General features: G+C 63.6%; 34 protein-coding genes and 4 tRNA genes. 10 read left to right on the top strand and 28 right to left on the bottom strand.

Annotation, left to right across the window (positions count from 1 at the left end):
• Positions 1 to 302: 302 nt before the first annotated feature.
• Positions 303 to 1,454 carry a porin gene (locus WS61_RS07905; protein ID WP_059499958.1) on the top strand — a complete coding sequence of 384 codons (1,152 nt, stop codon included), beginning with the start codon at positions 303 to 305 and terminating at the stop codon, positions 1,452 to 1,454.
• Positions 1,455 to 1,562: 108 nt separating this feature from the next.
• On the opposite strand, the gene greB is transcribed toward WS61_RS07905, so the two are convergent.
• The gene (greB, locus tag WS61_RS07900) at positions 1,563 to 2,129 is read right to left on the bottom strand and encodes a transcription elongation factor GreB (RefSeq protein WP_059499957.1); all 567 of its coding nucleotides are present in this window, start codon (positions 2,127 to 2,129) and stop codon (positions 1,563 to 1,565) included.
• 129 nt (positions 2,130 to 2,258) lie between these two features.
• Here greB and WS61_RS07895 point away from each other — a divergent pair.
• From WS61_RS07895 to WS61_RS07885, 3 genes are all read left to right on the top strand, one after another.
• Positions 2,259 to 2,335 (top strand) — tRNA-Arg (locus WS61_RS07895).
• Positions 2,336 to 2,401: 66 nt separating this feature from the next.
• Positions 2,402 to 2,478 (top strand) — tRNA-Arg (locus WS61_RS07890).
• 62 nt (positions 2,479 to 2,540) lie between these two features.
• Positions 2,541 to 2,617: transfer RNA gene (locus tag WS61_RS07885), tRNA-Arg, on the top strand.
• A gap of 200 nt (positions 2,618 to 2,817) precedes the next feature.
• Here WS61_RS07885 and WS61_RS07880 read toward each other — a convergent pair.
• The 4 genes from WS61_RS07880 to WS61_RS07865 all read right to left on the bottom strand — a co-directional run bounded on the left by WS61_RS07880 (position 2,818) and on the right by WS61_RS07865 (position 7,123).
• Complete coding sequence (locus tag WS61_RS07880; RefSeq protein WP_059499956.1) at positions 2,818 to 5,184, bottom strand: bifunctional (p)ppGpp synthetase/guanosine-3',5'-bis(diphosphate) 3'-pyrophosphohydrolase; 2,367 nt, start codon at positions 5,182 to 5,184, stop codon at positions 2,818 to 2,820.
• Positions 5,185 to 5,247: 63 nt separating this feature from the next.
• The gene (rpoZ, locus tag WS61_RS07875) at positions 5,248 to 5,451 is read right to left on the bottom strand and encodes a DNA-directed RNA polymerase subunit omega (protein WP_006025620.1); all 204 of its coding nucleotides are present in this window, start codon (positions 5,449 to 5,451) and stop codon (positions 5,248 to 5,250) included.
• Positions 5,452 to 5,509: 58 nt separating this feature from the next.
• Positions 5,510 to 6,193, bottom strand: a complete 684-nt coding sequence (gene gmk / locus WS61_RS07870; protein WP_059499955.1) for a guanylate kinase — start codon at positions 6,191 to 6,193, stop codon at positions 5,510 to 5,512.
• Between the two features lie 6 nt (positions 6,194 to 6,199).
• Entirely contained in the window at positions 6,200 to 7,123 is a 924-nt protein-coding gene (locus tag WS61_RS07865; protein ID WP_059499954.1) for a YicC/YloC family endoribonuclease, read from the bottom strand.
• A gap of 173 nt (positions 7,124 to 7,296) precedes the next feature.
• Here WS61_RS07865 and rph point away from each other — a divergent pair, with 173 nt between their 5' ends.
• The 5 genes from rph to WS61_RS34790 all read left to right on the top strand — a co-directional run bounded on the left by rph (position 7,297) and on the right by WS61_RS34790 (position 10,499).
• Positions 7,297 to 8,037 (top strand): ribonuclease PH, encoded by a 741-nt coding sequence (rph, locus tag WS61_RS07860; protein WP_059499953.1) that lies wholly within the window; start codon positions 7,297 to 7,299, stop codon positions 8,035 to 8,037.
• Entirely contained in the window at positions 8,030 to 8,656 is a 627-nt protein-coding gene (rdgB, locus tag WS61_RS07855) for an RdgB/HAM1 family non-canonical purine NTP pyrophosphatase (RefSeq protein WP_059499952.1), read from the top strand. The genes rph and rdgB overlap by 8 nt, the downstream gene beginning before the upstream one ends.
• A gap of 34 nt (positions 8,657 to 8,690) precedes the next feature.
• On the top strand, positions 8,691 to 9,905 hold the full coding sequence (gene hemW, locus WS61_RS07850; RefSeq protein WP_059499951.1) for a radical SAM family heme chaperone HemW: 1,215 nt from the start codon (positions 8,691 to 8,693) through the stop codon (positions 9,903 to 9,905).
• A 44-nt stretch (positions 9,906 to 9,949) separates the two neighbouring features.
• Positions 9,950 to 10,037 (top strand) — tRNA-Ser (locus tag WS61_RS07845).
• 102 nt (positions 10,038 to 10,139) lie between these two features.
• A complete protein-coding gene (locus tag WS61_RS34790; protein WP_157692711.1) occupies positions 10,140 to 10,499 on the top strand; it encodes a hypothetical protein in 360 nt (119 codons plus the stop codon).
• An 83-nt stretch (positions 10,500 to 10,582) separates the two neighbouring features.
• On the opposite strand, the gene WS61_RS07835 is transcribed toward WS61_RS34790, so the two are convergent.
• From WS61_RS07835 to WS61_RS34785, 6 genes are all read right to left on the bottom strand, one after another.
• The gene (locus WS61_RS07835; RefSeq protein WP_059499949.1) at positions 10,583 to 10,855 is read right to left on the bottom strand and encodes a pyocin activator PrtN family protein; all 273 of its coding nucleotides are present in this window, start codon (positions 10,853 to 10,855) and stop codon (positions 10,583 to 10,585) included.
• Positions 10,856 to 11,013: 158 nt separating this feature from the next.
• On the bottom strand, positions 11,014 to 11,313 hold the full coding sequence (locus WS61_RS07830) for a hypothetical protein (protein WP_157692710.1): 300 nt from the start codon (positions 11,311 to 11,313) through the stop codon (positions 11,014 to 11,016).
• Positions 11,306 to 11,578 carry a hypothetical protein gene (locus WS61_RS07825; RefSeq protein WP_059499947.1) on the bottom strand — a complete coding sequence of 91 codons (273 nt, stop codon included), beginning with the start codon at positions 11,576 to 11,578 and terminating at the stop codon, positions 11,306 to 11,308. The genes WS61_RS07830 and WS61_RS07825 overlap by 8 nt, the downstream gene beginning before the upstream one ends.
• Entirely contained in the window at positions 11,571 to 11,774 is a 204-nt protein-coding gene (locus WS61_RS07820; RefSeq protein WP_059499946.1) for a hypothetical protein, read from the bottom strand. Before WS61_RS07820 ends, WS61_RS07825 begins: the two co-directional genes overlap by 8 nt.
• The gene (locus WS61_RS07815) at positions 11,767 to 12,009 is read right to left on the bottom strand and encodes a hypothetical protein (RefSeq protein ID WP_157692709.1); all 243 of its coding nucleotides are present in this window, start codon (positions 12,007 to 12,009) and stop codon (positions 11,767 to 11,769) included. Before WS61_RS07815 ends, WS61_RS07820 begins: the two co-directional genes overlap by 8 nt.
• Complete coding sequence (locus WS61_RS34785; RefSeq protein WP_157692708.1) at positions 12,002 to 12,307, bottom strand: hypothetical protein; 306 nt, start codon at positions 12,305 to 12,307, stop codon at positions 12,002 to 12,004. The genes WS61_RS07815 and WS61_RS34785 overlap by 8 nt, the downstream gene beginning before the upstream one ends.
• Positions 12,308 to 12,392: 85 nt before the next feature.
• Between WS61_RS34785 and WS61_RS07810 the strand changes: the two genes are divergently transcribed.
• A complete protein-coding gene (locus tag WS61_RS07810) occupies positions 12,393 to 12,647 on the top strand; it encodes an Arc family DNA-binding protein (protein WP_059499944.1) in 255 nt (84 codons plus the stop codon).
• A 4-nt stretch (positions 12,648 to 12,651) separates the two neighbouring features.
• On the opposite strand, the gene WS61_RS07805 is transcribed toward WS61_RS07810, so the two are convergent.
• The 17 genes from WS61_RS07805 to WS61_RS07730 form a co-directional block, all read right to left on the bottom strand.
• Entirely contained in the window at positions 12,652 to 12,918 is a 267-nt protein-coding gene (locus WS61_RS07805; RefSeq protein ID WP_059499943.1) for a DUF4224 domain-containing protein, read from the bottom strand.
• 210 nt (positions 12,919 to 13,128) lie between these two features.
• The gene (locus WS61_RS07800) at positions 13,129 to 13,578 is read right to left on the bottom strand and encodes a hypothetical protein (RefSeq protein ID WP_157692707.1); all 450 of its coding nucleotides are present in this window, start codon (positions 13,576 to 13,578) and stop codon (positions 13,129 to 13,131) included.
• 20 nt (positions 13,579 to 13,598) lie between these two features.
• Positions 13,599 to 14,006: a DUF2280 domain-containing protein gene (locus WS61_RS07795; protein ID WP_059499941.1), complete on the bottom strand. Its 408-nt coding sequence runs from the start codon at positions 14,004 to 14,006 to the stop codon at positions 13,599 to 13,601.
• A gap of 89 nt (positions 14,007 to 14,095) precedes the next feature.
• Positions 14,096 to 14,314, bottom strand: a complete 219-nt coding sequence (locus WS61_RS34780; RefSeq protein ID WP_157692706.1) for a hypothetical protein — start codon at positions 14,312 to 14,314, stop codon at positions 14,096 to 14,098.
• 10 nt (positions 14,315 to 14,324) lie between these two features.
• Positions 14,325 to 15,338 carry a hypothetical protein gene (locus WS61_RS07790; RefSeq protein WP_059500008.1) on the bottom strand — a complete coding sequence of 338 codons (1,014 nt, stop codon included), beginning with the start codon at positions 15,336 to 15,338 and terminating at the stop codon, positions 14,325 to 14,327.
• 201 nt (positions 15,339 to 15,539) lie between these two features.
• Positions 15,540 to 17,285, bottom strand: coding sequence for a phage tail tip lysozyme (locus tag WS61_RS07785; RefSeq protein WP_157692705.1), 1,746 nt, complete (start codon positions 17,283 to 17,285; stop codon positions 15,540 to 15,542).
• Complete coding sequence (locus WS61_RS07780; RefSeq protein ID WP_059499939.1) at positions 17,278 to 17,463, bottom strand: hypothetical protein; 186 nt, start codon at positions 17,461 to 17,463, stop codon at positions 17,278 to 17,280. The genes WS61_RS07785 and WS61_RS07780 overlap by 8 nt, the downstream gene beginning before the upstream one ends.
• Positions 17,460 to 17,963, bottom strand: a complete 504-nt coding sequence (locus WS61_RS07775) for a phage tail assembly chaperone (protein WP_059499938.1) — start codon at positions 17,961 to 17,963, stop codon at positions 17,460 to 17,462. The genes WS61_RS07780 and WS61_RS07775 overlap by 4 nt, the downstream gene beginning before the upstream one ends.
• A gap of 194 nt (positions 17,964 to 18,157) precedes the next feature.
• Entirely contained in the window at positions 18,158 to 18,409 is a 252-nt protein-coding gene (locus WS61_RS07770; protein WP_157692704.1) for a hypothetical protein, read from the bottom strand.
• A gap of 62 nt (positions 18,410 to 18,471) precedes the next feature.
• Positions 18,472 to 19,344, bottom strand: coding sequence for a hypothetical protein (locus WS61_RS07765; RefSeq protein ID WP_157692703.1), 873 nt, complete (start codon positions 19,342 to 19,344; stop codon positions 18,472 to 18,474).
• Between the two features lie 23 nt (positions 19,345 to 19,367).
• Entirely contained in the window at positions 19,368 to 19,802 is a 435-nt protein-coding gene (locus WS61_RS07760; RefSeq protein WP_059499935.1) for a hypothetical protein, read from the bottom strand.
• A gap of 36 nt (positions 19,803 to 19,838) precedes the next feature.
• Positions 19,839 to 20,429: a hypothetical protein gene (locus tag WS61_RS07755; RefSeq protein WP_157692702.1), complete on the bottom strand. Its 591-nt coding sequence runs from the start codon at positions 20,427 to 20,429 to the stop codon at positions 19,839 to 19,841.
• Positions 20,426 to 21,634: a replication protein gene (locus tag WS61_RS07750; protein ID WP_059499933.1), complete on the bottom strand. Its 1,209-nt coding sequence runs from the start codon at positions 21,632 to 21,634 to the stop codon at positions 20,426 to 20,428. The genes WS61_RS07755 and WS61_RS07750 overlap by 4 nt, the downstream gene beginning before the upstream one ends.
• A 12-nt stretch (positions 21,635 to 21,646) precedes the next feature.
• A complete protein-coding gene (locus tag WS61_RS07745; protein ID WP_059499932.1) occupies positions 21,647 to 21,937 on the bottom strand; it encodes a hypothetical protein in 291 nt (96 codons plus the stop codon).
• The gene (locus WS61_RS07740) at positions 21,934 to 22,143 is read right to left on the bottom strand and encodes an AlpA family transcriptional regulator (protein ID WP_218921201.1); all 210 of its coding nucleotides are present in this window, start codon (positions 22,141 to 22,143) and stop codon (positions 21,934 to 21,936) included. The genes WS61_RS07745 and WS61_RS07740 overlap by 4 nt, the downstream gene beginning before the upstream one ends.
• Before the next feature lie 123 nt (positions 22,144 to 22,266).
• A complete protein-coding gene (locus tag WS61_RS07735; protein WP_157692701.1) occupies positions 22,267 to 22,851 on the bottom strand; it encodes a hypothetical protein in 585 nt (194 codons plus the stop codon).
• Between the two features lie 143 nt (positions 22,852 to 22,994).
• Complete coding sequence (locus WS61_RS07730) at positions 22,995 to 24,446, bottom strand: site-specific integrase (RefSeq protein WP_059499930.1); 1,452 nt, start codon at positions 24,444 to 24,446, stop codon at positions 22,995 to 22,997.
• Between the last annotated feature and the right edge of the window lie 228 nt (positions 24,447 to 24,674).

The raw sequence follows: 24,674 nt of genomic DNA, 5'->3' as shown, positions 1-24,674 counted from the left end.
CGCTGCTGATCGTCTGTCGCAATCTCGCAACGCTCGCTCGGCAGTCCTGATCGTCACTTCCCTTCGTTGCACTGCCGCAAACCCTTACTGGGCAACCGTTTGCGCGGTTTTTCTGATTTTTGCGGATTCCAAAATACATTATTTCTTAAAGCGTAAGACACCCCTACTCCGCACACTCCGTACACTGCAGACGGCTTTCTGATAAGCGCACCGCCGTTCTGCCGGACCGGCTACAGCGTCAAGCAAAACACGGCCAGTCCGCCGCAGGTTCGATCGACATCATCGTGTTTGGAGACATATCCATGAAAAAAACCCTGATCGTCACCGCGTTGTCGGGCGTGTTCGTTACCGCAGCCCATGCTCAAAGCAGCGTGACGCTGTACGGCCTGATCGATGCAGGCATCACCTACACGAACAATCAGGGCGGGCACAGCTCATGGTCGGAACGCAGCGGCCAGATCAATGGCAGCCGCTGGGGCCTGCGCGGCACGGAAGATCTCGGCGGCGGCCTGAAAGCAATCTTCGTACTGGAAAACGGCTTCAACATCGCCAACGGCACGCTCGGCCAGAACGGCCGCGAATTCGGCCGCCAGGCGTTCGTCGGCCTGTCGCAAGACCAGTTCGGCTCCGTCACCCTCGGTCGCCAATACGATAGCGTCGTCGACTACATCGGGCCGCTGTCGCTGACCGGCACGCAATTCGGCGGCACCCAGTTTGCCCACCCGTTCGACAACGACAACCTGAACAATTCGTTCCGGATCAATAATTCGGTCAAATATACGAGCGTCAATTTCGGCGGCCTGAAGTTCGGCGCGTTGTACGGCTTCTCGAACAGCACCCAGTTCTCGAACAATCGCGCATACAGCGCGGGCGTGTCGTATTCCTACGCCGGCTTCAATATCGGCGCCGGCTACCTGCAGTTGAACAATGACATCTCCGGGCTCACGTCGGCTGCGGTGACCAACAGCGCCGGCGCGGTGGCAGGCGACAACACGTTCGTCGGCAAGCGTCAGCGCGTGTTCGGCGGCGGCCTGAACTACACGTTCGGCCCGGCCACCGCCGGCTTCGTATTCACGCAATCGCGCGTGAACCGGGCGCTCGGCATCTCTGCGGGTGCGTCGGGCGTGTCGAACGGCCTGGCTCTCGACGGCACGTTTGCCCGCTTCAACAACTACGAAGTCAACGCACGCTACGCGCTCACGCCGGCCTTGTCGCTGGCCGGGTCGTACACGTACACCGCAGGCTTCCTGGACGGCCGCCATCCGGGCTGGAATCAATTCAACCTGCAGACCGACTATGCGCTGTCCAAGCGAACCGACGTGTATGTACAAGGCGTGTATCAGCGAGTCAGCACGGACGGCCTGGGCCTCGGCGCCTATGTCAATGGTCTCGGCGGCGCTTCGTCGACCAACAAGCAGATCGCGGTGACCGCCGGCCTGCGTCACCGTTTCTGACCGGAGCGGCTTCGGCACAAAAAGCGCCTCGCGAGGCGCTTTTTTTTCGGGGAGGGAAGCAGGTCTCGCGGACGGCCGGACGGCCCGGCGCAGCGCCGACCATGCGGTTCACGTCCGGCTGTCCGCGGCCGGGTAACGCACATCGAGGATATCGATCGGCTGCGGGCCGGCCGGCGTCATCAGCGTGACGGTATCGCCGATCCTCGCCTTGATCAGCGCGCGTGCGACCGGCGAAATCCAGCTGACGCAGCCGCGGTCGAGATCGACCTCGTCGATCCCGACGATCGTCACCGTGTGATCCTCGCCGTCCGGCGTCTCATAATCGACCGTCGCGCCGAAGAACACCTGATCGACATTCTCCTGCCGGCTCGCGTCGACGACTTCCGCGAGGTCGAGCCGCTTCGTCAGGAAGCGGATCCGGCGGTCGATCTCGCGAAGCCGCCGCTTGCCGTAGATGTAGTCGCCGTTTTCCGACCGGTCGCCGTTCGACGCGGCCCACGATACGAGCCGCACGACCTCGGGACGCTCGACGTCGATGAGGTTCAGCAGCTCGTCGCGCAGCCGCTTGTGGCCGGCCGGCGTGATGTAGTTCTTCGCGCCCGCCGGAATCGCGGGTTGAGCCTGGTCGAGATCGTCGTCGTCACCGTCCGACTCTTTGACAAACGCCTTGTTCATGATGCAGATTCAACGTGAATGACCGATCCCCCAAGGGTACACGAAGGGCGGCCGACCGAGGCCATGCCGCCTTATTCGCGAATAAGGCTTCCCTTTTTATACGACTCTGCTATACTTCCGCTTCTGCGTGCGGCTGTAGCTCAGTTGGATAGAGTACTTGGCTACGAACCAAGGGGTCGTGGGTTCGAATCCTGCCAGCCGCGCCACTTTTTCGAGGGCCTTCCCAACCGAAGGCCCTTTCAGTTCGAAGCAGTAGAAGTTTGTTTTTGCGTGCGGCTGTAGCTCAGTTGGATAGAGTACTTGGCTACGAACCAAGGGGTCGTGGGTTCGAATCCTGCCAGCCGCGCCACTTTTTTTGGGGGCCTTCCCATCGCAGAAGGCCCCGACAGTTGAAGCAGTACCGTTTTGCGTGCGGCTGTAGCTCAGTTGGATAGAGTACTTGGCTACGAACCAAGGGGTCGTGGGTTCGAATCCTGCCAGCCGCGCCACCTTGAAAGGGCTTTCCTCCGGGAAAGCCCTTTTTCTTTTTGCGCTCGCCTTCCCTCGCTCGCGCCATCGGCCCGGGCACCCTCGGCAAAGCGCCGGCAACGTCGGCCGCACGTTCGGCAGCCCCCAATGAAAACGGCGGCCATAGGCCGCCGTCCGTCGATCGTCGATCGTCGAATTCGCCCGCCCCCGCGCGTCGGCGTCAGTAATCCTGCCGCTCGCGCTCGATACGCATGCCGCCGTCATGGCGCGCGTGCGCACCGTCGTCGGTCGAACGCTCGCGCATGATCCGCATCACGTCCGGATTGGTTCTCACGCGCCGCATCACGTTCGCGAGATGCACGCGGTCGCTGACCTGGATCACGAAGCGCAGCACCGTCGATTCGTGCGTCAGATCCTCGTCCATCGCGATATGGACGATGTTCGCGTCGGCCGACGTGATGTCCGCCGCGACGCGCGCAAAGATGCCCTTCGTGTTCTTCACGAGCGCCTTCACCGCGACATCGAACAGGCGGCCCGGCTGCGGCGCCCACTCGACGTCGATCCAGCGCCCCGGATCGCGGCGATGGATGCGCTGCGCGACACGGCAATCCGTCGTATGAATCGCCATACCCAGACCGATGCCGATGTAACCCATGATCGCGTCGCCCGGAATCGGCCGGCAGCAGGCGGACAACTGCACGGACATCCCTTCGGTGCCGGTGATCACGACCGGCGGCGCGTGATGCGCAGGATGCCGCTCGGACTTCGGGAGATCGTCGTCCGCGTCGCGGCCGCTCATCAGCACCTCGATGCGCTTGGCCATCACCGCGGCGACGCGACGGCCGAGGCCGATGTCCGCGAAGATCTCCTGGCGGCTCTTGTTACCCGTCCACTGCACGAGCTTCTCCCACACTTCCGGCTCGATATCGGCCAGCGAGAGACCATAGACCTTCAGGCTCTGGTCGACGAGCCGCTCGCCCAGTTGCACGGACTCGTTCAGGCGCATCGTCTTCAGATAGTGGCGAATCGCCGAGCGCGCCTTGCCGGTACGCACGAAGCCGAGCCACGCGGGGTTCGGCTTCGAATACGGCGCGGTGATCACCTCGACGATGTCGCCGCTCTTCAATTCGGTGCGCAGCGGGAGCAGTTCGTTGTTGATCTTCACGGCCACGCACTGGTTGCCGAGATCGCTGTGGATCGAATACGCGAAATCGAGCGCCGTCGCGCCGCGCGGCAGCGCCATGATCTTCGACTTCGGCGTGAACACGTAGACCGCGTCGGGGAACAGGTCGATCTTCACGTGCTCGAGGAATTCGCTCGAATCGCCAGCTTCGCTCTGGATGTCGAGCAGCGACTTCAGCCACTGATGCGCGCGCTTCTGCACATCGCTGAGATCCGCGCTGCCGTTCTTGTACAGCCAGTGCGCGGCGACCCCCGCCTCGGCGATCTCGTGCATCTTGCGCGTGCGCACCTGGAACTCGATCGGCGCACCGAACGGGCCGACGAGCGTCGTGTGCAGCGACTGATAGCCGTTGATCTTCGGGATCGCGATGTAATCCTTGAACTTGCCGGGCACGGGCTTGTACAGCGCGTGCAGCGCGCCGATGCACGTGTAGCAGTCGAGCGGGCTGTCGACGACGACCCGGAAGCCGTACACGTCGAGCACCTGCGAGAACGACAGCTGCTTGTCGCGCATCTTGCGGTAGACGCTGTAGATGGTCTTCTCGCGGCCGGTGATCTCGGCGTCGATCTTCGCGTCGGCCATCGCGCGCTGCGCGGCCTCGAGGATCTTGCTGATCACTTCGCGGCGGTTGCCGCGCGCGGCCTTCACGGCCTTCTCGAGTGTCGCGTAGCGATGCGGGTTGAAGTTCGCGAAGCTCATGTCCTGCAGCTCGCGATACGTGTTGTTCAACCCGAGCCGGTGCGCGATCGGCGCGTAGATGTCGAGCGTTTCGCGTGCAACGCGACGGCGCTTTTCCATCGGCACCGCACCGAGCGTGCGCATGTTGTGCAGGCGATCGGCGAGCTTGACGAGAATGACGCGCACGTCGCGCGCCATCGCGAGCAGCATCTTGCGGAAGTTTTCCGCCTGCGCTTCCTCGCGGCTGCGGAATTCCATCTTGTCGAGCTTCGACAGGCCGTCGACCAGCTCGGCGACCTTCGGGCCGAACCGCTCGGCCAGCTCGTTCTTGGTCACGCCCTGGTCTTCCATCACGTCGTGCAGCAACGCGGCCATCACGGCCTGCGCGTCGAGCTTCCAGCCGGCGCAGATTTCCGCGACGGCGACGGGATGGGTGATGTAGGGCTCGCCGCTCTGGCGATATTGACCGAGGTGGGCTTCGTCGCTGAAGTGGAACGCCGCCTTGACCTCTTTGATTTCGTCCGGAGCGAGATATTCGGCAAGCACGGCCGTCAGTTTCGCGATCGAAACGACGCCGTGCTTGCGCGGCTGCTCGGGCGTGGCGGTCGGCCCGAACAGATGCCGGAAGGACTGTTCGAGGACCGCGTCGATGTACTGGCGCGCAGGCGACTGGGCCGGGGCTTCGGTGGTCGGATCCGCGGAGGCGGACGATGGGGTGGTGCTCATATTCGCCTCCAGGTCGAGTCGTTGCGCGCGTGGACTACATGGCTGGAACGGGCCGGATGCGCGTTACACCGGCACCTTCTTCAGCATCTCGACGCCGACCTGGCCGGCGGCGATTTCGCGCAGCGCGACGACGGTCGGCTTGTCGCGGCTTTCGATTTTCGGCGTATGGCCTTGCGCGAGCTGCCGCGCGCGATAAGTGGCGGCGAGCGCCAGTTCGAAGCGATTCGGGATTTGCTTCAGGCAGTCTTCGACGGTAATGCGAGCCATGTTGGTAATTCCTTCTGAATATAGTCCTTATTCTACCTTATGTCCCTCGTGCCCCGCGTCATTCCGCGTGGGGCAGATGGATGCCGAGCTCGATGAACAGCTCCGCGTGTCGCGCGTACTGCGAAGCAAAACGCAGGCGCGTCGCCGCGACGATGCATTCGAGTTCCGCGAGCGCACGCTCGAAATTCTCGTTGATCACCACGTATTCCGCTTCCGACGCGTGCGCGATCTCGCTGCCGGCGGCCAGCAGGCGTCGCGTGATCACGTTCGGTTCGTCCTGGCCGCGCTTCTTCAGGCGCTCCTCGAGGGCATCGAGCGACGGCGGCAGGATGAAGATGCCGACCGCGTTGCGGAACTGCTTCTTCACCTGCAACGCACCCTGCCAGTCGATTTCGAGCAGCACGTCGTGGCCGTTCTTCATCTGCTCTTCGATCCAGACGCGCGACGTGCCGTAGTAGTTGCCGTGCACTTCCGCGCTCTCGAGGAATTCGTGCGCCGCGTGACGCGCGCGGAAATCCTCGACGGTCGTGAAGTGGTAGTGCTGGCCGTCCTGCTCGCCCGGGCGCGGCTTGCGCGTCGTGTACGAGATCGACAGGCAGATGTCGCTGTCCTTCGACAGCAGCGCATTCACGAGCGTCGACTTGCCGGCGCCCGACGGTGCGACGACCATGAACAGGTTACCGGGATAGACGCCGCCGTGCAGCGAATGCGACGCGTGGCCGTCGCGATGGGATTCGGTCATGTTGCTTTACTCCAGGTTTTGCACTTGCTCGCGCATCTGCTCGATCAGCAGCTTCAGCGCCATCGACGCGTCGGCGAGTTCCTTCGCCGCCGCCTTCGAGCCGAGCGTGTTCGCTTCGCGATTCAGTTCCTGCATCATGAAGTCGAGACGCTTGCCGACGCGGCCGCCCTTCTCGATCACATGACGCGTTTCGTTCAGGTGCGCGGTGAGCCGCGACAACTCTTCCGCGATGTCGATCCGGATCCCGTACATCGTCACTTCCTGACGGATGCGCTCCGCGGCTTCCTCGCGCGTGACGACCGTCGAGCCGCCTTCGGGCGCCGCGAGGCCGAGCGCTTCCTGCAGCCGCTCGACGATCTTCTGTTGATGCTTCGCGATCAGCTCCGGCACGAGCGGCGTGATGCGCGCGACGATCGCTTCCATCTCGGTGACGTTCGACAGCAGCATCGTCGCCAGTTGTGCGCCTTCGCGCGAACGCACGACGACGAGCTCGGCGATCGCTTCCTTGCCGCATGCGAGCACCGCGTCGCGGATCGCATCGGCCGACACCCCGCTCTCGGCGAGCACGCCGGGCCAGCGCAGGATTTCGCCCGCGCGCAGGCGGCCGACGCCCGGGAACGAATCGAGCACCGCGCGTTCGAGATCGGCAAGCTGGCCGAGCGCCGACTGATTCAGCGCGCCCGCGCCGATGCCCTGCTCGCCGCGCTGCAGGTTGATGCGCACGTCGACCTTGCCGCGCGACAGCTTGTTCATCAGCATTTCGCGCAGCGCGGGTTCGCACGCGCGCACGTCGTCCGGCATCCGGAAATTGAGATCGAGGAAGCGCGAGTTCACGGTGCGCAGTTCGACCGACACGCTGGTGCCGCCGTTGCCGGTGGCCGTCGCGAGTTCGCGCGTCGCGCTCGCGTAGCCCGTCATGCTGTAGATCATGGTTCGTCTCGCCGTCTGGTGCCCTCGCGGGCGGGGAATACATCGAGGCGCCCGGCGCATCGGAAGGCGCGGGGCGGGAAGCGCGCATTATCCCATTTTTGCGGACCGTCCCGCCGGGCACGCCCGCCGTTCGGCGCTAAAATCGGGGTTTCCTCCCCTTCCGCGATTTCCCCATGACGTCTTCCGTTTCCCGCCCGAGCGGCCGCCGCGCCGACGAACTGCGCAAGGTCGCCCTCACGCGCCACTACACGAAACACGCCGAAGGCTCCGTGCTGGTCGAATTCGGCGACACCAAGGTGCTCTGCACCGCAAGCGTCGCCGAACGCGTGCCCGAGTTCCTGCGCGAGCGCGGGCAAGGCTGGCTGACCGCCGAATACGGGATGCTGCCGCGCGCGACCCACACGCGCAGCGACCGCGAAGCCGCCCGCGGCAAGCAGACGGGCCGTACGCAGGAAATTCAGCGCCTGATCGGCCGCGCGCTGCGCGCGGTATTCGATCTCGAGGCGCTCGGCCCGCGCACGATCCACATCGACTGCGACGTGATCCAGGCCGACGGCGGCACGCGCACGGCCAGCATCACCGGCGCGTTCGTCGCTGCGCACGACGCCGTGTCGACGCTGATCGCGGCCGGCAAGCTCGCGCGCTCGCCGATCACCGACCATGTCGCCGCGATCTCGGTCGGCGTGTACGAAGGCGCGCCCGTGCTCGATCTCGACTACGCGGAAGATTCGCGCTGCGACACCGACATGAACGTCGTGATGACGGGCGCGGGCGGCTTCGTCGAAGTGCAGGGCACGGCCGAAGGCGTGCCGTTCTCGCGCGCCGAGATGAATGCGCTGCTGGACCTCGCCCAGGGCGGGATCGCCGAGCTCGTGCGGTTGCAGAAAGATGTCCTGGGCACGAGCCATGCCTGACGACCTCACCCTCGCGCCGCTGTCGCGCATCGTGCTCGCATCGAACAACCCGGGCAAGCTGCGCGAATTCACCGCGCTGTTCTCGACGGTCGGCATCGAAATCGTCCCGCAGGGCGACCTCGCGGTGCCGGAGGCGGAAGAGCCGTTCGGCACGTTCATCGAGAACGCGCTGACCAAGGCGCGCCACGCGTCGCGGCTCACCGGGCTGCCGGCGATCGCCGACGATTCCGGCCTGTGCGTGCGCGTGCTGCGCGGCGCGCCGGGCGTCTATTCGGCGCGCTATGCGCAGCGTGCGGGCCGCGCCAAGGGCGACGCGGCGAACAATGCGTATCTCGTCGAGCAGTTGCGCGGTGTCGACGACCGGCGCGCCTACTACTGCTGCGTGCTCGCGCTCGTGCGCCATGCGGACGATCCGGAACCGCTGTTCGCCGAAGGGCGCTGGGCCGGCGAGATCGTCGATACGCCGCGCGGCGAACACGGATTCGGCTACGACCCGTATTTCTACCTGCCGTCGCTCGGCGCGACGGCCGCCGAACTCGAGCCGGCCGTGAAGAACACGCACAGCCATCGCGCGCTGGCGCTGAAGGCGCTGCTCGCACGGCTCGCGGAGGAAGCATGACCGTCCCCGATATCGCTTCGCCGCAGGAGGTGGCATGAGCCAGGCCGCGGAAACCGGTGCACGCGTCGTCGCGACCTTCACGTCGCCCGGTCAGGTGCGCCTCACGTCGCTGCCGCCGCTCGCGCTGTACGTGCATTTCCCGTGGTGCGTGCGCAAGTGCCCGTACTGCGATTTCAACTCGCACGAATGGAAAGGCGAGCGGTTTCCGGAAGCGGAATATCTCGACGCGCTGCGTGCCGACCTCGAGCAGGCGCTGCCGCTCGTGTGGGGTCGGCAGGTGCATACCGTGTTCATCGGCGGCGGCACGCCGAGCCTGCTGTCGGCGGCCGGCCTCGATCGGATGCTGTCCGACGTGCGTGCGCTGCTGCCGCTCGACGCCGATGCCGAGATCACGCTCGAGGCGAATCCGGGCACGTTCGAAGCCGCGAAGTTCGCGCAGTTCCGCGCGAGCGGCGTGAATCGCCTGTCGGTCGGCATCCAGAGCTTCAACGAGGCGCACCTGAAGGAGCTCGGCCGGATTCACGACACCGCGCAGGCACGCGCGGCCGTCGAGATCGCCGCGAAGAATTTCGACAACTTCAACCTCGACCTGATGTTCGCGCTGCCGAACCAGACGCTCGACGAATGCCGCACCGACATCGAGACCGCGCTGTCGTTCGCACCGCCGCACCTGTCGCTGTATCACCTGACGCTCGAGCCGAATACGCTGTTCGCGAAGTTTCCGCCGGTCGTCCCCGACGACGACGCGTCGGCCGACATGCAGGAATGGATTCATGCGCGCACGGCCGAAGCCGGCTACGAGCACTACGAAGTGTCCGCATACGCGAAGCCGAATCATCAGTGCAAGCACAACCTGAATTACTGGCGCTTCGGCGACTATCTCGGGATCGGCGCGGGTGCCCACACGAAGCTGTCGTTCCCGAACCGGATCCTGCGGCAGGCGCGCTACAAGCATCCGGCGACCTTCATCGAGCAGGCGAAGGCCGGCACGGCCGTGCAGGAAGAGCGTGAAGTCGGCGCGCGCGACCTGCCATTCGAATTCATGCTGAACACGTTGCGGCTCGTCGAGGGCTTCCCCGTGCACAGCTTCGTAGAACGCACGGGCCTGCCGATGAGCACGATCGAGCCGGCGCTGAAGGAAGCGGAGCGGCGTGGACTGATCACACGCGATTTCACCCGGATCGCGCCGACGCCGCTCGGCCAGCGTTTCCTCAACGACCTGCAGGAATTGTTCCTGCGCGACGACTGACCGGATGAACCCGGCGGCATTTCGGTTACAATGCCGCCTCGTGTGGAAGCGTGGCCGAGCGGTTTAAGGCACTGGTCTTGAAAACCAGCGACGGGAAACTGTCCGTGAGTTCGAATCTCACCGCTTCCGCCAGAAGGCCTTATGTGGCAAGGGTTTCAGAAGATCAAAGCGAATCAACCCGCCATACAGCCCGCCCAAAAACAAAGTCGTATTTCTGCCACTGGGAGGCACGAAATGCCTGACTATATTTTGCTGGCCCGCGTCGTGCTCCATAAAGACGATGCACGTACCCAAGAGCACTCCCCTGACGCCGACGAATATGAAACGCTGCATACTGAAATGCATGCTCGCGGCTTCCGTAGATACGCTGTCGACGATGACGACAAGCTGATGTATAAGCTCCCTCCGGGCGAGTACCACATAGAACTCACCGCGGAGACGGGCTCCGAGGCACGTAACGAAGCACTTTCCCGGGCAAAGGCCGCGGCAACAGCGGCCACATCTGCGCGCCGTAACTCTGTAATAACTTCAGGAGGAGGCGGTATAAGTTGGTGTCGCCTGAAGAAGATTTCCGAAGACCCAGACGCGGAATAACTCAACTTCATTGACCCACCCTATGCAACAAGGCCGCACCGGTCGCCCCGTGCGGCGTTTCGTGTTGGCATCCCACGCCACTGTCAACGATATGCCTGACCGCAGAGCTGGTCGCATTCCTTGACGGCGGCGGCGCGCCGTGCGTCGATGTAGGCGGCAAGGTCTTCCACGTGGACGCCCTTGGCCCCTTTCTGTGATTTTTCCATCCGCACGACGGGCAGTCGGATTTCGCCGGCGCCGATCTTCCGCAGCAGCGTCGCCACCGTGAGCGGGGCGAAATAGTCCCGGCACACGACGTCGATCGGCACGACAGCCGTCGCACTATACTGCGCCATCAGAATGAAGACAGTGTTCACGATTCGATTCTCCGAAATTCCACAACCCACACCACACTTGGATGCTCGCCGGTCGATCCGGGTTGCTGCCTGGTCCGAGGCAGTATCCGATCTTGTGGCGTTCCTCGACCGTCACGCCTTCGGCGCGTGCGTCCGATTCACTAACGTCGCGCGGCAGCTCAACCGGCGAAAGACGCCGACCGGATATGACCGGCCAACCCCTCGTCGGCCGGTGGATCACCGCGGAGCGGCAGCAGCGACGAATCGCTGAACCTAAGCTTGTGGGTCACGCGCGGCCGGCCGCTGAGCGGCCCCACACCCACCACCGGCGCGCCGAACAGCGTCACATTCCACAGGTGCGAGCCGTCCGGCGGCGACGCGCCGACGCCCTCCACAAAGACGGTGCGGCCGACAAGGCCGTCCAGCTTCGAGTAGATCACGCGGGCAAGGTCGCCGGGCCTACAGCGCAGTTCACGCATGATCGGCCTCCCTCTCGCCCTGTTCCGTCTCCAGGCCGTCGCCACGCAGTGGCTCGAGCGCGTAATCGGGAAACAGGTAATAGTTCGTGAGAATGGGGCCGTCTTCGTCGGCAGCTGCGCCGAACACGGCCTGCCCGAGAACCGTCACTTCCCAATAGTCGCCGTGGCGCAGGCGATCGACAACGACGATGCGCCCGGGAAGCGCAGGATTTTTCGAGCGCACGACGCGCGCCAGATCGCCCGGCCGGCAACGAAGCTTAGCCATGGCACACCTCCCGCGAGATCACGTCGAGCGTACCGGGAAGCGCCTCGGCCAGTTTCAAAATGTGCTTCAGCGTTCCATGGATCGGCAGGCTACCGGGCTTGTCATCAGGCACTGCACTGTACAGCACACGCAGCAGGTCACACACGAGATGCGCGTCGAGCTGGGCGTCGATGAAGCTCTGTTCGATGTCAGCCATGGCTCACCTTCGCGGTCAGTTCCTTGTATGCGGTCTCGGCCAGATCGAGATACGTTTCAGCAACATCGGCGCCGACGATGGCGACGGCCGCCGTGTACGCATCGCCGTTCGCCTCTGCGAAGCGCGCGATTGCGGATAGCAGATTGCTCATGCGGAGGAAGCCTTCCCGCGAGCACGACACGCCATCGATGCCGCGGCGCACGAGCGCTTCGAATTCAGGGTTCGTCTTAGCCATGCCGCACCTCTGCGCGGGCCAGGTCAGCGAGACGGCGCAACGCGTCGCCACTGATGTCGAGCGCGGCGCGATCGATCGGGGCCAGCGCGGCCGCGCGCACAGCGTCGGACACGATGCGCAACATCTCCAAGCTTTGCGGGGATGCCGATCGCAAAGGTGCAGCCGGCCGGCGATCCAGCGTCGGAGCAGACACATCCCCTCGTACCAGTTCGCCGATGCCGGCGGCCACTTGCCGAAGGGTTCGCGCGTAGTGGCGGGGCTGACGCGGGGTCGCGATTTCGTGAGCGGTGTTGTTCATCTGGGCTCTCCTCGTTGAACGTGATCCCATAATGAACCACCGTGGTCCCATTGTCAACACCACCGTGGTCCATTAGTATCCGGCCATGACCCGCGAAGACCCCCAAATGAAATTGCGCCTCCCGGCCGACCTCAAGGATCGGCTGTCGGAGCTTGCAGCCGCGAATGGCCGCTCCCTCAATGCCGAGGTGCTGCTGCGCCTCGAGGCGAGCATCTCGGGCGACGCCTCGGCCGCGCCAGCGTCAGCAGCGGCCGTCGACGAGCGCATGCTAGACCTATTTGCTGAGAAGGTCGGGCGGCTACTGGATGAGCGAGAAAAGCGCCGTTCGAAGCAGCGGTAACTGGCTACCTTGGCTTGGATCGATTTCGCTTGATGTGCGCGTCAAGCGCATCGAAGTCCGGCTCCGTCGCAACCCGACTATCGATCGCCGACTCCTCTGGAGCGATCCCGAGCTTCTGGTCGTGAAAGGCCCGTGCGACCTTCGGCAGCCCATTTGTGTCGACCACATATCGCCAGCCGTTGCGGTCAAGCCAGCGCGCCATCGTCGCTCGCTGATTCGGCTTGCAGCCGACCAGATCGGCGAGCTCGCCCGCGGTGAGATAGGCGCTCATGTGATGATCGATTGTTGAGGCGGCGAGCCATTATCACAAACCGGATTCCAAATCCCACTATGGCGGGCACGATGGCGGGCAGACGGCCGCCGACGCCGCACCCGCCATACCACTCGGGCCACGTCGGCGGACCTCGGCTCCGCTAACTACCGGAAATTCGGGAGTTTGTTCCCTGCGAATTTGCAGAGTTACCGGCTATCCGAAAGCGAGTCAGTACCGCAGATCGAGCTCGCGCTCGAGCGCGTCGAGTTCGTCGTCGGACAACAGCATCAGCTCAAAGCGCGCGGCCCACTGATGCGCACGGCGGTCGCGCAGCTCGGCCAGGTATCGACGGGCATCCGCCTCGATCTCGGTAGCCCGGTCGGCGTCACGGTCGGCCGGCACGCGCCAGCGCCACAGCAGCTCACGAAACGCCTCACACACGGCCCACGGATGGCGGGCGGCCGGATCGGCCCCGATAGCATCGACAAACGCCGTGGGCGTCCAATCCGGCAGCGGCCGGCGATAGGCTAGCGCCATCAGCACCGGTTCGCGCCGGGCCCGCGCCTGGTACGCGCCGAACTGTTGCCAAGCCTGCTCGATCGCGCGCACCGCGGCACCAGTTGTGTCGGCCCGTTCGGCCTCCAGACGCGCAACCTCCTCGCGCAGCTGCTGCAGCATCCTCCTATGGCGGGTCGTCATCAACGGTTACCCCCCAACGCGGCGAGCCGGCGCTGCAGGTCGGCCAGCTCGGCGCCCTCGCACTCGCGCGAGATCTGCTCGATCAGCTGAGCGGTCAGCACGATATTGCCGGAGTTCTCGGCGCGGTTCATGAGCCGCTCCAGCCGACGCAGGCGCACGGCCCGGTGTGACATGGCGCTCTGCCCGAGGTCGGCGAGAAAGGCCGCACGAATCGCCTCGAACTCGGCCCGCCGCTTCTTCCCAACCTTGGCGCCGGCCGCCTTCGTCGGGTCGTAGCTCTCGCAGTGCTGGGGCGTGACGTTCATACCGAATTCCGCCAAGACGTCCCGCGCCACCTGCGAGGGGCTGTCGAAGCAGGCCAAGCCTTGCACGATGCGGGCTTTCACGGGTTCGGGTAACGCGGCCATCGGTCGAATCCTTCTATGTCCTGTCTATGTAAAGAGCCGAATTCCGGCTCTATAGAAGTGCAGTTTCACCACTTCTAAATACGGAAAAATCACGCATTTAAATCCAGGCTCTCGGCAATCCTGCGGTCGAGTGCAGAGTTCCGCTTCCCATGTCGCGCCTTGTTCGGTTGCGGTGGCGGCGCGATGATCCACTCGCGATCGAGGCAATCTCCGACGATTCGATCGAAGGCGGCGGCAGCGGCTTCCCGGAAAGGCTCAACGTCGAATTGACGTTCTGCCAGCGCAGCGCGCGTTACTGTGTCGTGCATTCCAACCTCCTCAATATCCGATAGGGCGCTGGATTTCGCCGTTGATCACGCCAAGCGGCACCGGGCCGCTCACGGACTGCTGAGACTTGTTGAACAGGTCGAGGTTGAGCACTGTAGCGTCGACGGCGAGACAGATCATGTGCGTGTACCAATCATTCCCGCGCGTGTCGCCCCAATGAGAAATGTCCATCACGTAGTAATAGCCGTCTCCGTAGGCGCTCCCATTCAGCTTGTTCTGCTGGGTCGCGTTATAGTTCGCGATCTGCTGACCGTTGGCGAGGCTGTATTCGGCCTGCTGGATGCTGTTGTTGTTGAGCTGAACTACGCGGCTGATTTGGATGCGCGGGTTTAGCAATGCCGTGACATTGATGCCGTCTATCGTCTGTTGCGGCAACCCGATCATGCCGGTTCTCGAATTGATGACCTGCACCTCGCCTGGCATAACCGACGTGCGTGGAACGACCTGCAGCTTGCCGAACTGGATTGACCACAATGTATCGGTCGTTCGAGCAAACTCACGGAGATAGCTGCGCGCAGTCCCAGACATTACCTTTCCACGTAGCAACGGACGGTGCGGCAGATCAGGCACATATCCAACACGCACACCGTACTTGACCATCGCGCCGGCGCACGCGTTGAAATGATCGATCGCCGTCGAACCCGCAGCCAATGTGAGATTCACATGCGCGAACAGGTAGGCCGCGTCGCCGTCGGCGGCCGTAATGTCGACATACGTGTCAACAGGGCTTTCTCGGCCGCTCCGCGCCTGCACGATAGAACCATCGAAGATGACGCCGAAATTTCCCTCGTAGCCGGCCTGCAATACGACCCGGGTGAACTCCAGATTCACCAAGCTATTGGCCGTATTGCCGCTCAGGTTGTACACGCGGATGCGAGCCGAATTCGGCGTCTCACGGTCGCCACGCTGCACATAGAAACGGACGCGGAGATCAGATAGGTCGATACCATCGCCTGACGACGTGCCGACGAGCAATGAGATCTTCCGGAGGTACTGCACTGTCATGTTGGCATCCTCAATGCAGAGCACCCGCAAATTGCACGGCTTCCATGCTCACCCATTCGAGCATTGGATCGGCCTTCCAAACGCGATCGAGTACAGCTGCCGCCGTGGGGCGATCATGGGTACCGTGATCTCGGCCGAGACTGTCGTGGACTCGCCAAAACGGATAGTCGCGGCTGGGTTGTTCATTCGTCACGAGGCACCTCAGTAGGAATAGCGCTTGAGCAAGTCGCGATTGAGCTGATGAAACTCGGATGCCACTGCACGAGCTGTCGCGTGCGGATCAGATGCCCCATCAATGTTGACGTTCACAGTCGCCGAGATCTGCGCAGCAAGATCGCCACGGCGAGCAGCCTCACCATCAGCGTCGCGCGGCCGCTCGTAATAGCGGGACACCACCTGACCGGCTTGGCTCGCATTCTGAGCAGCGCGCAGGAGCACGCCAGCCGCCGACTCTTTACCCTGAGTCAGCTCGTAGTTCACGAACGCAAGTTGCTCGTCAAGCGACGAATCTCGAATGTTTTTGCCCGACCACGCGGCGAAATCCGCCTGGCGATCGGCATGCCACTGTCCGATGCCGAACGCTTTGCCGTTGTCGCCAACGGCGCCGGCGCGTAATTTACTTTCCGACCACAGATTCGCGACCACTCCGGCCGCTTGTTTAGCGGTCCAACCCATCTTCTCGAAGAACATCAGTGCGCGCGCCTGGAGCGAACGGTTTGGATCTGCTGTCGCTCGATCGAGAAGTGATTCGCCGGCGTCAACAGCCCCTTTGTTCGCATCGCTTCCACGGGGTCCCGTGAGTTTGGCACCCCCGCCATCCTTCATCGAATCGATTTCGGCCTGTGTGTAGCCGCCAGTTGAATCCAGTCCACGTCGATCGGTACCAGTGAAGATGTCCCACAGCGACCGATACTTGCCGCCCGACTTGTCTGTGATGAACTTGTCAACGATGTCGCGAACGCTATCGCCAATCTTCCAGCCAGCGAAGGCTGCGCCTACGGCGCCGATCACTGTTGCAAGCGATCCGATGCCGCCGATCACCGCACTGCCGCCAAGAAGTCGAAGCATGCCCAGCAACGCAAACGCTCGCGTCGACCATCCTTCCGTCGCTTTGTCCAGTTCGACGAGTTTGTCGGCCATCCATTTCAACGGTGGCCCCATGGCCGTCGCGGCGTTCACGAACGCTGTCGCGATGTCGGCTACGCGGTTGGCGATGGTCGCCCCGTGATCATCCATCCACGACGCAAACTGAGCGAGCTGCGGGCCGAGCTTATGCAGCAGCACGCCTTCGACCTTGGTGCCGAGATTCTCAAACGACGCCGTCAGATCGCGAATCTGCACCATGAATTGGTGCGCGTCGTCGGTCGCCTGGTCGAGGCCTGTCTGCTCGGACATCTTGCGATACTGTTCGATGTACCGGTCGAATTCGCCGTTGCGCATCGCGAGCAGCAGATTCTCGTCGATGCCGAGATAGCTGCCGTACTGGCTTGCCAGGCCGTAGGGCTTCTTCGCGAGCGCCGCCCCCAGATCCGACATGATGTCGACGGTATCGCGCAACTGCCCGTTCGCGTCACGCGTCTGCACGTCAAGGGATTTCAGATAGTTTTCGCCGCCTGGGTTGTTCCGTAGGAAGCGCGCGAGGTTCTCGATCGAGCCGGCGGCGGTACCGGCAGATATCCCCATGTTTTTCGCGGCGAACTCGAACGCTCGCAGACCTTGCGCGGATGCGCCGGTGCGCTGTGCGACAAAGTACAGACTCTCGAGGCGAGATGCGAAGGCAGTCACGCCGGCGCCGACAGCGAGCGCAGATCCGGTCACGGTTAAAACAAGCTTTTCGACCGTCTTGGTTGCGGCCTCGACGCCCTCCGTGAAGCTTCTGAGCCCCTTCTGGTCGACCTTGAAGCCAAGAGCCACCAAGAATTCTCGGATCACGCTCGAATCAGCCACGCTTCTGCTCCTGTTGGCGGCGCCACGCCGCATCATTGTCCGCCCGAACTGCGAGCGAGTCGTTCATCAGCGCGATATCGGCCAGGCCCAGTTTCCCGTCGAGCAGCGATTCGTAGAGACACATCTGCGCGTGCACGGGTGCAAGCAGCCAGTCCTCGCCGCCGGGCAGCGACTTCAACCAGCGGTAGTCGCCGCTGCCGGGCTGCTCGCTTGGCCGGTAAGCAGCCCGCCGATAAAATTTCCGAGGTTCGCCACGATGACTCGTACCACGAGCGGCAGCATCGCCTCGATACCCAAGTCGTCGAACATCGACGTGCGATGCTGCGCAGACCAGACCTTTGCCCAGCCGTTCTGGTGCTGCCGCTCGACCACGGACAAGCACGTGCCGAGCACGTATTCGGCATCGTCGTCCTTCAGGTTCGCGAGCGCATCGGCGAACGGCTGGAGCACCGGCGCGATCGATTCGACCAACTTCAGTGCGCTCCGCACACCATCCGGCGGGGTGCCGGTGTCGGGCGCCGCTGAACCGCCCTTCGCGATCTCCGAATAAAGCCCCATCAGCACCGGCAGCATCGGCGGAATAATCGGCGCGATACGCCGGCTCACGTGGAACTGCTGCATCGCATTCAGCTTGCCGATCTGGTACCGCTTCCCGCTCAATTCGATTTCGGTCGCCATCAAATGTCCTCAATTGATTAGAGAGTTAGATCACGATGCGGCAGGGAGCGCGCAATGCGCCCCCTACGCACCGGCGGGCCGCGCCCACTCCCGGCGGGCCGCCTGCTGTCGGGGTTTTTCGGAGCCGTGGCACTGTCCGACTGATCCACGCCGAGCAACGATGAACTCGGGTTGCTTCCAGCGAGGCAACAACGTTACGAAGCGGCCTGCGCCGCCCAGAAGCGGCGATGCCGCTCATTGATGTCGTCGATGGGTGCGGCGTCGTGCGTGGGCGTCGTATGCACGCCTTGAGCGTCCCAGAAACGCCGGTTGATCTCGTTGATGTCCGTCCCACGGTCGGCCGTCTGACTGCGATCAGCGGTCGGCCCGCGATTGGCCGTCGACGGCTTCGCGTCGAAGGTCAGGGGGGCACTCACCGAGTTCTTCAGCCGGTTGCCCTTCGGCAACGCCACTCGGCTGCCGCGCGAGATTCCGCCGTCGATCGTGCGACAGCGAATCAGTCGTTTCGTCATTTCGTAACCTCGGTGGGTTGATCCTCGAACTGCACATCGGCGTCCCGCCGAAGCGCTTCGCGATAGTTGTGCAGGCGCACGTGCGTGTCCTGCTCGCCACTCCATTGCAGATCGGGCATCATGAGTGCCTCACGCGCCGCGGAAATGTCGATCGGCATGCCACACCGCAGCGCGTCGTCGATGAACTGCCGCAGGGGGACGATCTGCTCTCGAAGCTCCAGTAGCTGCTTGATGCGCTGCCCCAGATCCGCGCGCATCACCACGTCGGCGGCAAGCCGCGCATCGTGCGTCGCCTGCTCCATGGCCTTGGTGGCCGCCGTGACGTCAGCGTCGAGCAACTCGCACGCACCCAGCGCCGCATCGCGCCGCGCCTCTGCGTCGAGCACTGCAGCGCGACCGGTACGCAGGTTCGGATCGAGCGGAGCCGACAGACCAGCCTTGAGCCGGTCGGCGAGTTGCGCGCCGGCCGCCGCGGTCTCCGCTTCGTCAGCAGCGTGCAGGCGCGTCACCTCGGCCTCGCACCCGTCCAGGTGCTCGCGAGCGCGCGCCGCCGCAACCTTGGCTGCGTCCACTACTTCGGCCGTCGCTTTGCACCGCTCGATGCACTCTCGCAGGTGCGCGCGCTCTTGGCCGGCCGCAATATCGGGCAGCTTGGGCGGTTTCGGGGGTTCGGTGGGCTTGAACGCGTCGGGCGAGAAAACGATCGGGGGAGCGAACGGCTTCGGCTCGCTGCGCGTGACCTCGAGCGACATGCCATAGGCTGGGTTGCTTTGCACGTAGAACAGCTTCAAGTCATCGACAGTGGAGCGCGGGACATAACTGGCCAGTACCTTCCCATCCTTATCGATCAGGCTCCAGCCCGACAGCATCGGGATATCGTTCGAGACCGTGCTCACGCCATCACCCCCAGTTGGTCGGCCGGCACTTCCTGGAACGTGAAACGCTGCCCCGGGCACCGCTGGTGCAGCGCGCTGGCGAAGTTCCAAGCGATGTCGTGCGGCAGGAAGTTGATGACGACGCGGCCGTCGGGCGCGACGACCTGGTACAGCTTCGGCTGGCCGGGATGGGTCAACAGCCCCGGCAGGAAGTGGTCGGCAGGAACGTTCGGGTTCGAACCGGGCGCCGGCGCCGATGCCACCGCGGTCGGAACGATCCTGAGCGTGCTCGCGAGGCTCGCGTCGGTCTTCCGATAGTCCTCGACCAGGCGGGTGCAGGCATGCAGCGGCAGATCCCGATGGAATTGGCTGCCCGCCGCATCCACGATGGAGTGCGGCACCTCCTGGGCGCCCGGGTGTTCGTTGACGGTGGTTAGGGGATTGAAGGTCATCGCTCGGCGGTCCGGGTTCGTGATGGCCGGACTATCTCACCCCCGACTCATCGCACCGCTATTCGATGATTTCCGCGCCCGGCGCTCTGCCGAGGCGTGGTTCGCGAACGCCCGGTAATCGACGTTCTGCCCGGCCTCGGGCCCCTCGGCATACCGGCCGGCCCGGTTGTCGTGCAGCGTCCAGCCGCGCGGGGGCGCCGCAGCCACCATCGCCCATAGCTCTTTCGTCGATGCGCTCGGCGCGCGCCCGAGCGCGGCGCGAATCGCCAGCCGGATCGGACCCACCGCGCCAAGCTGCCGCCCGCCGGCGAACCGATCGTGATGTGCGTGCACGTACAGGTCGACCAGCACGTCACTGAACGTAGCCGGCACGCCGCCGCGCAGCCGCGCATGCACCTCGCTCCGGCCAACGATCCGGAGCGCCTCGGCGACCAGCTCGGCGTCCTCGCAGGCCTTCAGGAAGATCCGGCACCGGCGCGCCCAGAAAGCGGCGACGCGCGCCGGCGGCCACCGGTTCGGACGCCGCGACATGGCGGGTTGATGGCGGGTCAGCCGGCGCTTTCGCTTCGCGGGCGCGACGGTGCTCGCGACAGGGGGGAACAGACCTCCGCCTCCGACATCCTTCATCGTCCCCCTCCCATCAAAGCGCCGGCCGCGACGGGTCCGGCAGAGTTGCGGAAACGTCGGTCGAGCGCATCCCACCACGGGCCATCGCCTGCGGCGTTGTAGACGCGCATCCGGAATTCGAAATCGGGCTCGCCAGGCTCCTGCACGACGCCGAGCGTGAGCCCGTGCTCGACGATGCCGGTCCAACTCGAATGCCAGGCAGCCCCGACACCGGGCCCACCCGCGCCGGCCGTGCGCGCGAGCTGCAACTTCCCTGTCACATCGCCGAATCCCTTTGGGCCGATGAGGTAATCGAAACCAACGCGCGGCGGCAGTTCGACGCGATCGCGCACGGCGGGGAAGTATCGGGCCACAGCATCGATGTCGCCCTTCAGGTGCTCGATCAGTGCACGGATGGCGCCGGCACGCGCCTCGACAAACAGCGCAGGATCTACGCGGCCGAGACGGTCGCCGAGTGCTGCGTTGTACGCATCGATGACGGCCAGCTCCGCATCGCTGTACGCGGTCTGCAGTTCGTCCAGCCATCCTGCCGCATTCAACCAGGTCGAGGCGTGCGGGATGAATTTCGGATCGCTCCACTGGCCGGATGTCGTGGCCCGCTGGACGCCGGCCATGATGGCGGCGAATAGCTGCTCGTCCGGGTTCCGCTTTGCGAAGGCCTTCAGCGCAGCGTCGTGAGAGCGCTTACGCGGATATGCCGCCCAGAATCGCTCAAAGCGCTCGCGCAGCGAGTGCGGGATTTCTTTTGGAGTTGTCTTTCTTTTCTTTCCTTTCTTTTGTGGTTGTCGATTTGGCAACTGTTTCGTTGCCGATTTGGCAACCCCTTCGGTTGTCGATTTGGCAACCCCCGGTTGCCGATTTGGCAACTGTTGTTCATCCGGCAACGGTTGCCGAATTGGCAACTCCCAAGACGAGGAATCAGTGTTCACGGCAAGGCGGTGCCCGTGGCGTCCGGCGCTGCGCGTGACGATCCCCAGGGCCTCCAACTCACGAACAGCGCGGCTGAGATTGGCCTTGTCGATACCGGTCATATCATGCAGCTGCCCGAGACCGATCTCGTCAGCGGTCTTGTTGTAGCCGTAGGTCTTGCGGATGATCGCGAGCAGCACGTTCAACTGCCGTGCTCCAAGCCGAGCGGCCAGGATCGCGTCGAGCAGGTTGTTCGGGATCCGCGTGAAAGGGCTTTCGAACGGTTCGGTCGACATCAACCCGTCCGATCACACGGCAAACGGACTGCGCAGATACGCCAGGTCACGCAAGCGCGCGGCCGGCTCCTCGAGACGCTTCTGCACCGGCCGCAGGAAGCCAGTGAGAATGTCGCCGTGGTGCTGCGGTTCCTCGGCCGCGAGCAGGACAAGCAACTGCGCAGCAAGCGCGTCAGGCGCCGCCGTATCGGCATCGATCTGGGCGAGGATAGTGGCCGCCGCGCGGCCGGCCTCGATGGAGCGCACCGCGGCGTCCGCCAGCTCGGTAACGGTCGGAGTGGGGATCAGCACGCCGTCGCTCATGCTCGCGCTCCTTCCGCGTGACGTTGTGCATGACGCGCGAGATACGCGTCGAGCTCGGCCGTATAGAAAAGCGTCACGGCCTGATTGAGCTTGAACGGCTTCGGAAAATCAGCGTCGCTCTTTACCCACCGCCACAACGTGCGGGCACTGATACCGAGATACTTTGCTGCTTCGTCAGGGCGCTTCGCGCCGCCTTGGATAGTCATCTTCATCGCTCCGCGTGACATGACGTGCCGTTTGCACGTTGAGCGGATCATCTGCCACGCATGGAGCGATGCGAAACACTCATGCGCTTCAAAGTGGGTACGTTGAAGCGCAAACTACCCATTTTAGGGCGCAGAGTGGGTATTTTGGTTGGCAGCCTGATTGGTGTTTGCTTTCTCTTTCGTCCACGTGGTGCACCATCCCTCTATCACCTTGGTGCTTTTGAGAACATCGCCGTATTTGTCGAACATGTCGCGCGCGAACTCGGCATTCTTCTTGTACGTGTCGCAGCCGCGCGATCGGGCAAGTTGCCAATCATCCCAACACGACTTCACTGCAGATTTTGCAGCGGCTTTCGGGCTCAACTGATGACGAAGTTTTGCTCGATCACTGGCGTCTGATCGTTCACGAAGCCTTCGATGGGCCTCGGATAAGGGAACGGCGTACAGCTCGCTCCAGATTTCCATATAGGCCTTCATGGTGAAGAGATCCAACGCCGATACGTTTCTGCCCTGGAGATGTTTAGCGAGCATGGAAAGATCAGTGGTGCCTCTCATCATCACCATGGCGTCTGCAACGAACCACACCGATTTTTGAAGCTCTAGCTTATCGGCTTCCGGATAGCAAATCTCGAGGTATTCAATCGCTCTTTTACTGATCACTGCGGCCTGAGAACCATCCAACCCACTTTGCGCCAGAGCGGACTTCACTTCGGAAAGCGCTAACTCGTCCCTTTCGTATGGGTCTAACCCGTCGTAATGCATATGCGCCCTCACGCATCCCTCGTTGAGGTACCGCGCCGGCCGGCGAGGGAGCCGGTTTTCGGGGATCAGCCTAGGCGCGGTGAAAACGATTATGCCTGTCGCTGAAGCGGCAAGACAGTACCTTTCTTGAACGGCCGGGAAATGAAAACGGCCCAGTCGGCCATCAGCTGCCGGCGACGCTCCAGCACGTCGCCACGCCAGTACGACATCTCGGACTGATCGCCGGGAATGTGCGCGAGCGCCACCTCGATCAGCTCGCGTGGATGACTGGTGCACTCGCCCGCCCAATCCCGAAACGTCGACCGGAAACCGTGCGGCGTCGCCGGTACCTCCAGCCGCCGCACCATCATCAGCAACGTCATATCGCTGAACACCTTGCCGCGCGGGCTGGGGAACACCAGGGCATCCGGATCGTCGGGATCGTTCCGCGGTAGCGCCTTCAAAAAGGCCACGACTGCCGCCGATAGCGGGACGCGATGTTCTTTCTTCTGCTTCATGCGGTCGGGCGGCACGCGCCAGACGCCGGCATCGAGATCGAACTCGGACCAGCGAGCACCTCGAGCCTCCCCAGATCGGGCAGCCGTCAGAATTGTGAATTCGAGACATCGCGCGCCCATCGCGTCGATCGCGCGCAGACGCTCCATGAACGCTCCCATAGCCACGACTGCCGCCGATAGCGGGACGCGATGTTCTTTCTTCTGCTTCATGCGGTCGGGCGGCACGCGCCAGACGCCGGCATCGAGATCGAACTCGGACCAGCGAGCACCTCGAGCCTCCCCAGATCGGGCAGCCGTCAGAATTGTGAATTCGAGACATCGCGCGCCCATCGCGTCGATCGCGCGCAGACGCTCCATGAACGCTCCCATATCCTGGTATGGGAGGGCTGGGTGATGCCGCACCTTCGCAATCGCCGACGGCTTCGCAAGCAAGTGATCTAGGTTGCCGCGCCATAGCGCCGGATTCTCGCCGTCGCGGTACCCCTTCACGCGCGCCCAGTCGAGCACATTCTCGATCCGGCCCCGTAGGCGCGATGCGGTTTCCGTCTTGGTCGTCCAGATCGGATCGAGCACGCGCAGCACGTGCTCGCGTGTGATGTGTCGGACGAGCATCTTCCCGAGGATCGGGTCGGCGTATTCGGCGATCGTGTTTCGCCACTGGTCGCCGTGCTTCGCATTCTTCCAACCGTGCGCGCGCGACGCGATGAACTGACGTGCGGCCTCGGCAAACGTGATCTCCGATGCGTGCGCGGCACGCAGCGCGCTCTCGGCCGCCTTACGCTCGAGGACCGGATCGACGCCGGCCCGGATCTTGTCGCGCTCGACCTGCGCTTTCGTTCGGGCATCCTGCAAACTCACTGCCGGATATGGGCCGAGCCCGATCTCGCGGCGCCGGTCGCCGATCTTCACGCGCAAGATCCACGAGCGCGCGGTCGGCGACGCAACCTGCAGATACAACCCCGCAACCTTGCCGACCGGGTACGAGCCCGGCTCTTTCAAGCGCGATACAGCCAACGCGCCCAACTCCTTCGCCACCTTCGGCATGAACCCTCCATAACCCGCCAACGAACCCACCATAAACCGTGTCATTGGAAGGCTACAGGGTGTCACCGCATGTCGCAAGCAATTCCACCAATCCCTTTACTGTAAAGGCATTAAAGCTGCGACATGCAGTGACATATCAAGTCAATATGGCGGACACCGCTTCCGCCAGGAAGTTCGCCCAACCCCGTCCATTCCCGGAATGACGGGGTTTTTGTTTGGCCGCACACG

This window comes from Burkholderia sp. ABCPW 11, assembly GCF_001523445.1.
GTDB lineage: Bacteria > Pseudomonadota > Gammaproteobacteria > Burkholderiales > Burkholderiaceae > Burkholderia.
This window is presented reverse-complemented; position numbering and strand designations above follow the sequence as displayed.

Bases quoted from the DNA above. Each gene is read 5' to 3' on its own strand.
- WS61_RS07905 (WP_059499958.1), top strand. From the start codon at position 303: ATGAAAAAAACCCTGATCGTCACCGCGTTGTCGGGCGTGTTCGTTACC.
- greB (WP_059499957.1), bottom strand. From the start codon at position 2,129: ATGAACAAGGCGTTTGTCAAAGAGTCGGACGGTGACGACGACGATCTC.
- WS61_RS07880 (WP_059499956.1), bottom strand. From the start codon at position 5,184: ATGAGCACCACCCCATCGTCCGCCTCCGCGGATCCGACCACCGAAGCC.
- rpoZ (WP_006025620.1), bottom strand. From the start codon at position 5,451: ATGGCTCGCATTACCGTCGAAGACTGCCTGAAGCAAATCCCGAATCGC.
- gmk (WP_059499955.1), bottom strand. From the start codon at position 6,193: ATGACCGAATCCCATCGCGACGGCCACGCGTCGCATTCGCTGCACGGC.
- WS61_RS07865 (WP_059499954.1), bottom strand. From the start codon at position 7,123: ATGATCTACAGCATGACGGGCTACGCGAGCGCGACGCGCGAACTCGCG.
- rph (WP_059499953.1), top strand. From the start codon at position 7,297: ATGACGTCTTCCGTTTCCCGCCCGAGCGGCCGCCGCGCCGACGAACTG.
- rdgB (WP_059499952.1), top strand. From the start codon at position 8,030: ATGCCTGACGACCTCACCCTCGCGCCGCTGTCGCGCATCGTGCTCGCA.
- hemW (WP_059499951.1), top strand. From the start codon at position 8,691: ATGAGCCAGGCCGCGGAAACCGGTGCACGCGTCGTCGCGACCTTCACG.
- WS61_RS34790 (WP_157692711.1), top strand. From the start codon at position 10,140: ATGCCTGACTATATTTTGCTGGCCCGCGTCGTGCTCCATAAAGACGAT.
- WS61_RS07830 (WP_157692710.1), bottom strand. From the start codon at position 11,313: ATGCGTGAACTGCGCTGTAGGCCCGGCGACCTTGCCCGCGTGATCTAC.
- WS61_RS07825 (WP_059499947.1), bottom strand. From the start codon at position 11,578: ATGGCTAAGCTTCGTTGCCGGCCGGGCGATCTGGCGCGCGTCGTGCGC.
- WS61_RS07820 (WP_059499946.1), bottom strand. From the start codon at position 11,774: ATGGCTGACATCGAACAGAGCTTCATCGACGCCCAGCTCGACGCGCAT.
- WS61_RS07815 (WP_157692709.1), bottom strand. From the start codon at position 12,009: ATGGCTAAGACGAACCCTGAATTCGAAGCGCTCGTGCGCCGCGGCATC.
- WS61_RS34785 (WP_157692708.1), bottom strand. From the start codon at position 12,307: ATGAACAACACCGCTCACGAAATCGCGACCCCGCGTCAGCCCCGCCAC.
- WS61_RS07810 (WP_059499944.1), top strand. From the start codon at position 12,393: ATGACCCGCGAAGACCCCCAAATGAAATTGCGCCTCCCGGCCGACCTC.
- WS61_RS07805 (WP_059499943.1), bottom strand. From the start codon at position 12,918: ATGAGCGCCTATCTCACCGCGGGCGAGCTCGCCGATCTGGTCGGCTGC.
- WS61_RS07800 (WP_157692707.1), bottom strand. From the start codon at position 13,578: ATGCTGCAGCAGCTGCGCGAGGAGGTTGCGCGTCTGGAGGCCGAACGG.
- WS61_RS07795 (WP_059499941.1), bottom strand. From the start codon at position 14,006: ATGGCCGCGTTACCCGAACCCGTGAAAGCCCGCATCGTGCAAGGCTTG.
- WS61_RS34780 (WP_157692706.1), bottom strand. From the start codon at position 14,314: ATGCACGACACAGTAACGCGCGCTGCGCTGGCAGAACGTCAATTCGAC.
- WS61_RS07790 (WP_059500008.1), bottom strand. From the start codon at position 15,338: ATGACAGTGCAGTACCTCCGGAAGATCTCATTGCTCGTCGGCACGTCG.
- WS61_RS07775 (WP_059499938.1), bottom strand. From the start codon at position 17,963: ATGGCGACCGAAATCGAATTGAGCGGGAAGCGGTACCAGATCGGCAAG.
- WS61_RS07765 (WP_157692703.1), bottom strand. From the start codon at position 19,344: ATGCTGTCGGGCTGGAGCCTGATCGATAAGGATGGGAAGGTACTGGCC.
- WS61_RS07760 (WP_059499935.1), bottom strand. From the start codon at position 19,802: ATGACCTTCAATCCCCTAACCACCGTCAACGAACACCCGGGCGCCCAG.
- WS61_RS07755 (WP_157692702.1), bottom strand. From the start codon at position 20,429: ATGAAGGATGTCGGAGGCGGAGGTCTGTTCCCCCCTGTCGCGAGCACC.
- WS61_RS07750 (WP_059499933.1), bottom strand. From the start codon at position 21,634: ATGTCGACCGAACCGTTCGAAAGCCCTTTCACGCGGATCCCGAACAAC.
- WS61_RS07745 (WP_059499932.1), bottom strand. From the start codon at position 21,937: ATGAGCGACGGCGTGCTGATCCCCACTCCGACCGTTACCGAGCTGGCG.
- WS61_RS07740 (WP_218921201.1), bottom strand. From the start codon at position 22,143: ATGACTATCCAAGGCGGCGCGAAGCGCCCTGACGAAGCAGCAAAGTAT.
- WS61_RS07730 (WP_059499930.1), bottom strand. From the start codon at position 24,446: ATGCCGAAGGTGGCGAAGGAGTTGGGCGCGTTGGCTGTATCGCGCTTG.